This window comes from Bacillus sp. B1-WWTP-T-0.5-Post-4 (genome assembly GCF_009183795.1).
GTDB lineage: Bacteria > Bacillota > Bacilli > Bacillales > Bacillaceae_G > Bacillus_A > Bacillus_A cereus.
In genome coordinates, this window is the sequence record NZ_WEIJ01000003.1 from 520,748 (window position 1) to 533,152 (window position 12,405).

Consider the following 12,405-nt stretch of genomic DNA (forward strand, 5'->3'; position numbering starts at 1 on the left):
TTACATATCAAATATACTTTTAGGCTTGATTTACTATAGGAAACAATTCCGAAAGAGGAACTACTCTCCCCACCTCGTCTTTAAACACAATATGCTCTCTAGTTAAATGGCGCGGGCTCTTCACTCCCGCTGCCGCTGCTAATGAAAATAAACTATATCTCATACTAATAATATAATTCATGACTCGCCACTTCTTCTCATACGGATCTAACGCTTTTTGATAATGTGGATTCGTCGTGGCTACACCAGATGGACATTGGCCAGAATTACATTGAAGGGCCATAATACAGCCGCTTGCCATCATAAATCCGCGGGCTGAACTTACAGCATCCGCTCCAATTGCTAAAGCAATCGCCACTTTATCTGGTGTGATTAATTTACCCGATGCAAATACTTTAAACTTGTTACGGACACCATAATAATTTGCTGTATCGATAAATGTAAGTAATGCTGGAATAAGTGGCAGTCCCATACAATCTGCCATCGATTTATACGTTGCCCCTGATCCGCCTTCTGAACCGTCTATTGTAATAAAATCCGGGTAAATGTTTAGTTCTTTCATTGTTTTTATTAAATCTTCCAAAGGCTCCTGCTGACCAATTACAATTTTCATTCCAACTGGTTTACCGCCGCTTTCTTGCAACTGTTGAATAAAACAAAGTGTATCCACTGCATTCTTTAAAAATGAAAATCGATTCGGTGAATTAATCGTCTCTCCCTTTCGGACGTTGCGAACAAAAGCAATTTTCTCATTTACTTTTTGTCCCTCTAGATGACCACCACGTATTTTAGCACCTTGCCCAAATTTCAATTCGAATGCTCTAATATTACTTTCTTTCGCTTTCTCCATGAATTTTCCCATTGAAAAATTACCGTCCTCATCACGGTATCCAAATAACCCTGGACCAATTTGCGCAACGATATTCGCTCCTGTATGTAAATGTTCTGGAATAACGCCACCTTCACCAGTATTAATCCACGATCCGCCTGCCATTTCCGCTCCAAAACCACTCGCTAAAATATAATTTTCTCCAATCGCGCCGTAAGAAGTCGCAGATGCTCCAAACATGCCATGTAGTTTCCACGGATATTTACGGTTTTCACCGACTATAATTGCATCATCTTCTTCGTACAGCCAAAGATTCGTTGTATCCGCTGTCAATTTTTCTCTTCTTGAAAATAATCCTTCTTTATGAATCACGTACTTTTTACCTTCCCGCTCTTGCGTGAGATTCACACTTAATTCCTCAGTTAATATCGGAAATAATGTATTAGCAATATAATATCCAGAAGCTTCAAAATCTCGTTTTGATCCAAAACCAAGTATTTCAGAGCGATATTTCGCTAAAAACATAACACTTTGAAAATCATAACGTGAGAAAGGCTTTCCATCCGTATCATGATCAAACCAATATTGTCGAAATTCAGGCCCTATCTTTTCCAGTAAGTAGCGCATTCTTCCTAAGTACGGATGCAATTTTAAAATAGAATGGTGTGTTCGTTTTTTTATAAAAAATGTAATGATAAAAAAGACGATTAAAAGCAACATTAAAAATAGTAATATACTAATAATAACGAGTAGCGTTTCACTCATCCCGCTTCCCCCTATGAAATTCCATAATAAAAGGAGAACACTAGATGTGCTCTCCTTTTATCTTTATTCATACTAACGTAGCAAGATGCTCTTTCGCGTCATATTCAATTAAACTTTCAGCGTGTTTAATTCGATGAACAAAGTCTGGATTAGCAATTAACGGTCTTCCGAATGCCGCTACATCAATCGTTCCTTCTTGCAACGCTTCTTCGGCCTCTTTCGGATTTAAATTACCAACCCCAACAATCGTACCATCCCAATATTTTCTTACTAGTTGATGAAAATTCTTTCCGTCAGCAATCTCTTGGGTATAATTCATCGTTGAAGGATGGATCATCGTTAACCCAACCTCTTTAAACATATTTATGAACGTTTCAATTGCAAACTCAGGGTTTTCCCACATATAAGTAGGATTATCACCTTTGAAAGCAGAGAAACGAAGAAGTGTTTTATTAGCTCCAACAGCTTCTATTACAGCCGCCGTTACTTCTTTCATAAACGTTAACCTTTGTTTTAAATCACCGCCATATTTATCTGTTCGCTTATTCGCAAACTCATACGTAAATTGGTCGATTAAATATCCGTGTGCACCGTGAATTTCTACTCCATCAAATCCAGCTTCGATCGCATTTTTCGCAGCTTGTGCGTATTGCCCGATCACTTCTTGTATTTCTTCTAACGTCATTGCTTCTGGCGTATCAAACGGTTTACGAAAGCGTGGAACATTTCCCTCTGCAGCGATAGCCGACGGTGCTTGTGGCATTTGACCACCAATTATTTCATGATGACTCATACGCCCAACATGCCATATTTGAGCAATAATCGTCCCGCCTTCTTTATGTACCGCCTCTGTAACAGGTTTCCAAGAATCGATTTGCTCTTGTGTATAAATACCTGGTACTCCTGGGTTTCCTTTTGCTCTCGGACTAATGACAATTCCTTCTGTAATAATTAGTCCAATTCCATCCGCAGCACGTTTTCTGTAGTACTCCACTACATCCGCACCAACTACTCCAGTCTCATTATCTGCAAAGCATCTTGTCATCGGTGCCATCGCTATACGATTACGAAGAGACCAAGCTCCAACTTGAATTGGATCAAACAACTTTGTTTCTTCAACGTTTTCAAAAAATCCCCCAGCATTTACATTTGTTCCTTCATAAATACTCGCTGCTTTATTACTTGAACTTGTCATTTTTCTTCCCCCTAAAAAATCTTACTATAATCGCATCATACTTACTTTTAGATAGTAACGTCAATTTTTACGACTTTACAATGAAAAATCCGAATACTCAAAAAATAAAATACTATAAATAATATTAAAAAGGTTTCCTTAGGAGGAAACCTTTTTTGTTGAACATATATGGCTGTCAATTCGTTTATCTCTTTAATAAAAAAACACCTTATCAATAGAAGTGAAAATGGTTCAGTATTCTTCTAAAAATAATAACTTATATACCTAAAACAATGAAAGCCCTACCTCTCTTTCATCCTTACGGCTCCTCGTCCGTGCCAGTGTGAATCAGGATTGCAAAAATCAAGTAACTATTTTATCGAAGTATTCAATTAAACTTCGAACATTCATAAATGAAATTAAAAAATAAAAATGGATTTGATTGTAGTAATAACAATAGAGGTAATGCTCTAAAAGTGGTTTGAAAGAGTTGAATGTCTTTGAAATGATAAATTTTCTATAATTATGTTCCCAAAAAATTCAAGATCTTTTTTGGGATATAATACATTATTTGTAATGAACCTTAACAAAAGCTTTTTATCTGATTTTCTGTGATACCTTCAATTAATCCCAGTTCACTAATCAAAAATTCATATGCGTTATCTAACATCTTCTTTTCGCTTGCATTAAGTGCTTTTTCTTTCTGTATACGCATTAAATCACGCACAACTTCAGCACCTTCTTGCATTTTACCCGTCTTTATTTTATCAGTGTTCAATTTATACCTTTGTTTCCACGTAAGTAATCTATCTGATTCCCCATGTTGAAAAATATCCATTATGTGTGCTAATGCGGTTATATCCGTAACTGGACGTATATTCGAATTCAATATTCTCCCTGCTGGAATCATTAGTTCCATATTACTAGCCGACATTTTTATAACATAATACTGTTGTTTTTCTCCTGAGATTTCCTTCTCTTCTATGGCTTTAATTATACCTGCTCCCTGCATTGGATAAACAATGTTATCGCCAATTTGAAACAAATAATCCACCTCCATATATGGTAACCTTCTCAAGCTTAACATACTTTTAGTTTTTTAGCAAAATTTTTATTTTATCATAAAATTATTTTACACGTCAACACTTCAGAAGCAAGAAATTAAATTTACACAATAAACTATAAAAATCGCAATTCCATTAACGGTTCCACACACATTCATTCTCTTTTAATACAAAAACACATCACTACATTTAAGTAGTGATGTGTTTTTGTTAAGGCATAAATAAAGATCTACTTTTCCGTCTATATACTAACTTGCTTACTAACCGTTTCCCTCGCTAAAAGAAAACTCATAATCACTTGCGCTGCTACTCTACTCGTCATATCTCTGAAATCAAGAGTTGGATCAATCTCTACTATATCCATCCCTTGAACGAGCGGTTCTTTACCAAGGAATTCAATCGCATCTAGTAAAGTCGTACTATCCATTCCACCAGGCCCAATTGCTGGACAACCTGGTGCAAACGCTTGGTCTAGCACATCCATATCAAGAGAAATATAAATAGAAGTCACACCTTGATTTCTTAATACTTCAATACTTTCCGTGATAATATCTTTTATTTCTCGCTCTCGTACGTCTTTCATTGTATACACTGTTACACCATGCTCTATTGCATATTCATGGTACGCACGTGCATTAGAAAAATTACGAATTCCAATTTGAACAAGTTGTTTCCCTGCAATGACATCATTTTCTAGTAAACTACGGAATGGTGTACCATTTGACGGGCCTCCATCATCTAAATTACGTAAATCATGATGAGCATCAAATTGAATAATTCCGACCTTTCCTTTACTGTTTGCAAAACCTGTTATACTCGGAAAACTAATCGAGTGGTCACCGCCAAGAACGATTGGTATCATGTTCGGGTTTACTTTCGTTACATGCCCAACTGTTTTCGCAATTCGTTTATGACTTTCTTTTATATCCGTCACATGCATCGTAATATCGCCGCAATCATATAAGACACTTTCTTTCATATCGTGTTCTTCTGTAATTGCATATGTGCTATATGCATCTAACATCGCACGAATTGTTTTTGGCGCAAAACTCGCTCCTGAATGACTAATAGACGGTTTAGAAAGGGGTGCTCCAATTAAGGCAGCACCGAATATTTCCACACCTTCCTCCCAATCTTTAATCATCTCACTCCATTTCGTCACTTCACGATCAATAAACTTTGCATTTTTCTTTAAATAGTGGCCGTGCTCCACGATTGTTCACCTCTTGTATATGCAATATTACCATTCTTCCATACTGTATTCACATGACTTACGCCGTAATGATACGGTACGTAAGCATAATTGTAAGCATCCCATAAAACTAAATCTGCCTTACGACCAACTCTAATTTTCCCAGCTACATCACCACGGTTAATGGCATATGATGAGTTAACCGTTACGGCATTCCAAACTTCTTCTGGTGTCATTTTCAATTTTAGCATCGCAATGCTCATAATAAGCTGAATATTTTCAGTTGGACAGCTACCTGGGTTAAAGTCTGTAGCTAACGCAACTGCAACACCTTCATCAATCATTTTACGTCCACGAGCAAAGCTTTCTTTATTTAAATAGAAAGTTGTTCCTGGTAATAAAGTTGCTACTGTATTAGAATTTGCAAGCATTTCAATTCCTTTATCAGAAGCACCAACTAAATGGTCCGCTGATGCTGCACCGATTTCTGCCGCTGCTTCCGCACCACCAAGAGGGTCGATTTCATCTGCATGAATTTTCACATCAAAGCCAAGCTCTTTCGCTTTTAATAAAAATTCTTTTGATTCTTCTACAGAGAACACACCTGTTTCACAGAAAATATCAACGAACTCCGCTAATTGCTTCTCTTTCATTTCTGGTAGTAGGTCTAACATCCATTGTAAAAATTCTTTCGATCTACCTTTATACTCTTTCGGAACTGCATGAGCACCTAAAAATGTTGAAACTAAATCGATCGGATGCTCTTTTTGTAATTGTGCTGTTGCCTCTAATTGTTTCCATTCCGTCTCATCATCTAATCCGTAACCACTCTTCGCTTCTACAGTAGTAACTCCGAAAGATAGCATACGGTCTAAATGGAATTTCGCTTTTTGAACAAGTTCTTCTTTCGACGCCTGTTTCGTTGCATTTACAGTTGAAAGTATGCCTCCGCCTTGTTCTAAAATTTCTAAGTACGGAACTCCTTGTAGTTTTAGTGCGATTTCATTTTCACGAGATCCACCAAATACAAGATGAGTATGCGGGTCAACAAGACCAGGAGAAACCATTTTCCCGCCGCAATCAATAACTTCTCTCGCTTGTAATCCTTTCGCTTCTTCCGCTGTTCCAACGAAAGTAATTACACCATTTTCAATTCCAACCGCACCGTTTTCGATAACAGGAAGCGTGTTCATCGCTTCCCGTCTTAACAAGCCATCTTCTTGATCCATTGTTAGTAATTGACCGATATTTATTAGTAAAGTGTCCAGCATGTTTTCTCCTCCTTATTTCATCATCGGAATGTTAACGCCTTTTTCTTTCGCAGTTTCCACAGCTAAGTCATACCCTGCATCCACGTGACGAACAACACCCATACCAGGGTCAGAAGTTAATACGCGCTCAATTCGTTTTGCTGCTGCTTCTGTTCCATCTGCAACGATAACCATTCCCGCATGAAGTGAATAACCCATACCAACGCCACCACCGTGGTGAACAGATACCCAGCTTGCACCGTTTACACTATTAATTAATGCATTTAAAATTGGCCAGTCAGCTACTGCATCACTACCATCTTTCATCGCTTCTGTTTCACGGTTTGGAGATGCTACTGATCCACAATCTAAATGGTCACGACCGATAACGATTGGTGCTGATAATTCACCATTTGCAACCATTTCATTAATGATGCGACCAAATTTCGCACGCTCACCGTAACCAAGCCAACAAATACGTGATGGAAGCCCTTGGAATTCAACTTGTTGACGTGCCATACGAATCCAGTTACATAAATGTTCATTATCAGCGAACTCACGTAAAATTACTTCGTCTGTTTTATAAATATCTTCTGGATCACCAGAAAGTGCTACCCAGCGGAATGGTCCTTTTCCTTCGCAGAATAATGGACGGATAAATGCTGGAACGAATCCTGGGAAATCGAATGCATTTTTCAAACCTTCATCGAAAGCAACTTGGCGAATGTTATTTCCGTAATCAAATGTAATTGCGCCTTTTTCTTGCATAGCAAGCATTGCTTCCACATGTTTTGTCATACTTTCTTTTGATAATTGTACGTAGCGTTCTGGATCTTCTTCACGAAGTTTCGCTGCTTCTTCTAACGTGTAGCCTACTGGAATATAACCGTTTAATGGATCATGAGCAGATGTTTGATCTGTAACTAAGTCTGGTGTAATATTGCGCTTCACTAGTTCTGGTAAAATTTCTGCCGCATTTCCTAATAAACCAATAGAAATCGGTTCTTTCTTCTCTTTATACTCGTTCGCAACCGTTAACGCTTCTTCTAATGATTCTGTATACATATCACAGTATCTCTTTTCAATACGACGATCGATGCTGCGCTTATCAACATCAATAGCAATGACAACACCGCCGTTCATCGTTACAGCAAGAGGTTGTGCACCACCCATACCACCTAAACCAGCAGTAAGTGTTAATGTACCTTTTAATGAACCATCGAAATGTTGACGAGCTGCTTCACCAAATGTTTCATATGTTCCTTGTAGAATCCCTTGCGTTCCAATGTAAATCCAGCTACCAGCTGTCATTTGTCCGTACATCATAAGACCTTTTTTCTCTAGTTCTCGGAAGTGATCCCAGTTTGCCCATTTTGGTACTAAGTTTGAGTTCGCTAACAAAACGCGAGGTGCATCTTCATGTGATTTAAAAATGGCAACTGGCTTTCCTGATTGAACAAGTAACGTTTCATCGCTTTCTAACGTTTTTAATGAATCTACAATCGCCTGATAACTTTCCCAGTTACGAGCTGCACGGCCAATTCCGCCATATACAACTAATTCTTCTGGTTTTTCAGCAACTTCAGGATCTAAATTGTTCATTAACATACGAAGTGCAGCTTCTTGCACCCACCCTTTCGTTTGTAACTCTGTACCTCTTGGCGCGCGAATTGTTTGTTGTACTTTTTCCATTTCAATCTCTCCCTTTTCTCATTTTATAGTGCTGCGTTTACATCTAATCTTTCTTTTATCGAATAATTCGTTTTTAACCAATGCGCAATATTTTCAATATCTGTTGAGAATATACGGTCATTTTTAATAGATGGCACCTGCTGACGACCTTGATGGTAGAAGCTCTTCGTCACTGTACTCATGTTTTCAATTCCGCGATATTCTGCTGCTTGCATTGCACAAATCATCTCAATAGAAAGAACACGTCTTGCATTTTGAATAATTTGATGTGCATGGCGTGAAGCAATTGTTCCCATACTTACATGATCTTCTTGGTTAGCAGAAGACGGAATTGAATCTACACTCGCCGGATGTGCCAACGTTTTATTTTCAGAAACTAGTGACGCTGCAGCATATTGCATAATCATTGCACCAGACTGAAGTCCTGGTTCTGGACTTAAAAATGGTGGTAAATCATTTAATTGCGGATTCACTAAACGCTCAATACGGCGCTCCGAAATATTTGCAAGTTCCGCCATTCCTACTTTTAAGAAGTCCATCGCAAACGCAATCGGTTGACCATGGAAGTTACCACCTGAAATTACTTTTTCTCCGCCATCAAAAATTAGCGGATTATCTGTTGCTGCATTCATTTCAATTTCTAATTTTTCTTTTACATAATTTAAAACTTGCCAAGAAGCACCGTGTACTTGTGGGATACAACGAAGTGAATAGGCATCCTGCACTCGTAATTCTCCTTGTTTTGTTGTTAATTTACTATCGTGAAGAATGTCACGAATTCTGCTCGCTACATCCACTTGCTCTTTATAACCACGTGCTTTATGAACATTTTCATCAAATGCATCAATAATGCCTTGTAACCCTTCAATTGTCATCGAAGCAATTAGTTCTGCTTGATACGCCGTTGCTTCTGCTTCTATATAAGAAAGAACTCCTTGTGCTGTCATCGCCTGCGTACCATTAATTAACGCAAGACCTTCTTTCGCTTCAAGTTCAATTGGCTCAAGCTCTTCTTCTGTAAGAGCAACCATTGCATGAACGCGTTCCCCCTTATAGAACACTTCACCTTCGCCTAATAATACGAGCGCAAGATGAGATAAAGGTGCTAAATCGCCACTTGCACCAAGTGAACCTTGTTGCGGAACGACTGGATGAATTTTACGGTTTACAAACTCAAGAAGCATATTTACAACAAGCGGCCTAACACCAGATACTCCTTTAAGCATCGTGTTCGCTCGTAAAATTAACATTCCACGCGATACTTCTTCCGGGAATGGATCACCAATCCCACATGCATGTGACTGAATTAAATTATGTTGAAGTGCCTTTACATCATCTTTTTGGATAAGCACATCACTAAACTTTCCAAATCCAGTTGTAATTCCGTAAACGACTTTTCCGTCCTCTACAATTTTCTCAACTACTTCGCGGCACTCCGCTACCTTTTGCATACTAGTTGGACAAGCTGTTACACCTTCTCCTTCCAGTAATAACCTCTTCATTTCTTCAACTGTCAATGTATGTCCTGTTAACGTAATCATCATTTTTCCTCCTTAAAAAGGCAAAAGGGGACCTTATCTTTTTAAGACAGACTTCTGTCCTAAAAAAGTAAGGCCCCCTTCTAACTAATAGACTATGGGCAAATCATATGTGATTAATTCCTAAACCAATCGCCTCATGCTCAGATCCTTTTACAGGTGCACCAATCGTTCCATATAATGCAACAGCAACCCATTCGCCTTCTTTTTTTCCGTCGTATGGTGTACCGCGCACAATCGCAAAACGAAGTCCTACTGTACGAAGAACGTCTGCTAACTGAATTTGACCTCTCGTCACTCCGTACAAAGCTTCCATAATTGCATGATAAAGTGCATGTGTTTCTCTGTAAACGTCTGTTTCAATAACTTGGTTGCTTTTAGCCGCTGTTTCCATTGCTGCGACAACCTTTTGCGAATTCATCGAACCCACTTTCCCCGTACAATACTTCCAACCTTTTGGAATGGATAATACAGGACTTTCATTCTCATCCGCAAGTGCCAACAGCATGGCCATACGACCAATTCGATGTGTTCCTTGAAGAAGCATGTGACTCTCTCATTTCTTTTGAATTATTTGAATATTACTTAATTTAAGAATATATGAAAACGTTTAAATCGTCAATAGTTTAAACTCACATTCAAACAATTTTTTCATCCCCTCCATTTGTGTACACAAATTATTTACACAATTTTTCCAAGCATGCTATAGTCTCATTAACAGATGCAAAGGGGCGAGATTTCAATGACGAAGCGAAAAGATATTCATTTTCGAATTGAAGAAAAATTACTTGCAAGGTTTGAAGCTGCACTCCATTACGAAGGTTTAAAGAAAACCGACGTATTAACACATGCGATTCAGCAATTTTGCACGAAGGTGGAATGTGAAAAAACGAATGATGTAAAACGTCAATATAACGTTAGCAACCATTTACAAACACGCATCGACACACATACACATTACGAAGAAAAACACGTAGATTTAGATAAACTCGTCATTAAACATTTACAACTTCAAGGGGAAGAAAACATATTAGAGGTTGGGTGCGCTAGTGGAAAATTCCTTTCCCTTTTACAAACAAATGGTCATAAAGGCCCATTAACCGGGTTTGATCAATCCGAAGCTATGCTTGCTGAAGCTGCTAAAACAAATAACTTAATAGAATGGAAACGAGGGGATGCTAGTAAACTTCCTTTCGAAACAAATTGTTATGACCTAATAATTGCAAGACATATGTTATACCATGTGAAAGATGTTGAAAAAACAATTCAAGGATTCCATAAAGTAATTCGTCCTGGCGGAACACTTTTAGCTACAACAAATTCTAGCGTTACACTACCTCGTATAGTTGAAATGTGTAACCGTATGTTAGACGCATTTGATTTACCGAAAACAACATCATCAGTCACTCCATTTTGTTTAGAAAACGGTAAAGAGATATTACAATCTGTTTTTCCAACTGTTGAAGAAACAGTTATTCATAATGCTCTCGTTTTTCATCATGCTACTCCGATTGTAAACTATATTTCTAGCATGTTTCCGTCGCTAAATATACCCGATAATATGTATCTTCAAGCCGAGATGAAAGAATGGCTAACAGAAGAAATCAACCAGGAATTATCTCTCCATAACGGTATATGGCGCGATCCAAAAACGTTAGTAATTTATCGGTGTCAAAAAGAAAAAAGCTAGCATTTGCTAGCTTCTACACGTTTTCTCGTAAAAGTTTCTCCATTACTACATTGCCTTTACCACAATAAAAATCTGTATTATGTTCGTCTGCCACTCCAAAATAAGAGGCAATTGCTATTCCAAATGGTACAAATGCATGCCCTTGTGCTGTAATGATATTTGAGTGTTTCACAACTTCTTCATACACGAAATTTTCTACTGGAAAACAATCAAATTTTTGATAATCTATAGTCGCAGTATAAGAAATCCCTTTAAATAACCCTGCTTTTGCTAGCGCATACGGTCCAGCACAAATTGCCGCCACTAATTTTTCTTGTTCATGAAATTGACGAATGATTGAAAAAAGAGGTTTTGCATCTTCCAACTGTCCTTCTTCTCCACCTGGAATAAGTATCCCCTCATACTCATCTACACGTACTTCACTTACTTCTATATGCGGCTGCACTTGCAATCCAGTTTCACTTATAACCAATTCTTTAGTTAAGCCCGCTGTAATGATTTCATATTTATTTTTCAGCAATGCCGTCGCTACTGTTATTTCAAACTCTGCAAATGTTGAGTATACAAATAAAAGTATTTTTTTCATAGCCCTCTCTCCTTTAACCAGTCCATAAAATATACCTCTAAATCGTCCACTGTTAATCTATTCGTGTCCACATAAGTTACAGGAAATTTTTTATACCAGTCTTTTTCAGTTTCTACTAATTTAAATTGCTCCTCAAACGTACTTCTGTTTCTTGTTCTATCATTATTTTTTTTATCATATACATTCTTTTTCGTAACATCTAAGTAAAAAATCACATCCGAACGGCATGCTCTTAATTTATATAATTCATCTTTCAATTCAGTTTCTATATCCCACTCTTCTCCTATAATCGTTGGATAAAAGAGTGTAAAAAACTCAATGTCTTCTGGTCCGCGATCAAAAATTACGACTGAATCTTTCACATTTTGAAACTCCTTTATTTTTGCTTCCATAAACATTTTTTGATTCATAATAAACCCTACTTTTGAATTCATATCTAAATTCAATTTTTTCGCTTCTCTACAATTGGATATGGATTTTCATATATAACTCGAAACCCTCTCTTTTCTAACCTTTTTGCTAATGTTGTTTTTCCGCTAGCCATCGGCCCTTGCAGTGAAATTACGTATGCCACACCTCTCATTCCCTTACACTTTAGTACACCTATAATATACAGAATCTTGAA

At 37.7% G+C, this 12,405-nt stretch carries 10 protein-coding genes and 1 pseudogene; 1 reads left to right on the top strand and 10 read right to left on the bottom strand.

Annotated features, from left to right (window positions below; all coding sequences use genetic code 11):
* Positions 1–19: 19 nt before the first annotated feature.
* The 8 genes from GBN91_RS13330 to hutP all read right to left on the bottom strand — a co-directional run bounded on the left by GBN91_RS13330 (position 20) and on the right by hutP (position 10,051).
* Entirely contained in the window at positions 20–1,594 is a 1,575-nt protein-coding gene (locus GBN91_RS13330) for an FMN-binding glutamate synthase family protein (RefSeq protein ID WP_113303968.1), read from the bottom strand.
* Positions 1,595–1,661: 67 nt separating this feature from the next.
* Positions 1,662–2,789 (bottom strand): alkene reductase, encoded by a 1,128-nt coding sequence (locus GBN91_RS13335; RefSeq protein ID WP_113303967.1) that lies wholly within the window; start codon positions 2,787–2,789, stop codon positions 1,662–1,664.
* 562 nt (positions 2,790–3,351) lie between these two features.
* Positions 3,352–3,813: a CarD family transcriptional regulator gene (locus GBN91_RS13340; RefSeq protein WP_170317877.1), complete on the bottom strand. Its 462-nt coding sequence runs from the start codon at positions 3,811–3,813 to the stop codon at positions 3,352–3,354.
* Positions 3,814–4,073: 260 nt separating this feature from the next.
* Entirely contained in the window at positions 4,074–5,045 is a 972-nt protein-coding gene (hutG, locus tag GBN91_RS13345; protein ID WP_000399826.1) for a formimidoylglutamase, read from the bottom strand.
* Positions 5,024–6,295, bottom strand: coding sequence for an imidazolonepropionase (hutI, locus tag GBN91_RS13350; protein ID WP_000887540.1), 1,272 nt, complete (start codon positions 6,293–6,295; stop codon positions 5,024–5,026). The genes hutG and hutI overlap by 22 nt, the downstream gene beginning before the upstream one ends.
* Positions 6,296–6,307: 12 nt before the next feature.
* Positions 6,308–7,966, bottom strand: a complete 1,659-nt coding sequence (gene hutU / locus GBN91_RS13355) for a urocanate hydratase (protein WP_000416946.1) — start codon at positions 7,964–7,966, stop codon at positions 6,308–6,310.
* 23 nt (positions 7,967–7,989) lie between these two features.
* The gene (gene hutH, locus GBN91_RS13360; protein ID WP_152121598.1) at positions 7,990–9,507 is read right to left on the bottom strand and encodes a histidine ammonia-lyase; all 1,518 of its coding nucleotides are present in this window, start codon (positions 9,505–9,507) and stop codon (positions 7,990–7,992) included.
* A 103-nt stretch (positions 9,508–9,610) separates the two neighbouring features.
* Positions 9,611–10,051, bottom strand: coding sequence for a hut operon transcriptional regulator HutP (gene hutP, locus GBN91_RS13365; protein ID WP_000926516.1), 441 nt, complete (start codon positions 10,049–10,051; stop codon positions 9,611–9,613).
* Between the two features lie 195 nt (positions 10,052–10,246).
* Here hutP and GBN91_RS13370 point away from each other — a divergent pair, with 195 nt between their 5' ends.
* Positions 10,247–11,194 carry a class I SAM-dependent methyltransferase gene (locus tag GBN91_RS13370; RefSeq protein WP_113303656.1) on the top strand — a complete coding sequence of 316 codons (948 nt, stop codon included), beginning with the start codon at positions 10,247–10,249 and terminating at the stop codon, positions 11,192–11,194.
* Positions 11,195–11,207: 13 nt separating this feature from the next.
* Here GBN91_RS13370 and GBN91_RS13375 read toward each other — a convergent pair whose 3' ends face one another.
* Together GBN91_RS13375 and GBN91_RS13380 are read right to left on the bottom strand one after the other, a co-directional pair.
* Positions 11,208–11,780, bottom strand: a complete 573-nt coding sequence (locus tag GBN91_RS13375; protein ID WP_000722232.1) for a DJ-1/PfpI family protein — start codon at positions 11,778–11,780, stop codon at positions 11,208–11,210.
* A pseudogene (locus tag GBN91_RS13380) lies at positions 11,777–12,363 on the bottom strand (AAA family ATPase). Before GBN91_RS13380 ends, GBN91_RS13375 begins: the two are co-directional and overlap by 4 nt.
* Positions 12,364–12,405: the final 42 nt, after the last annotated feature.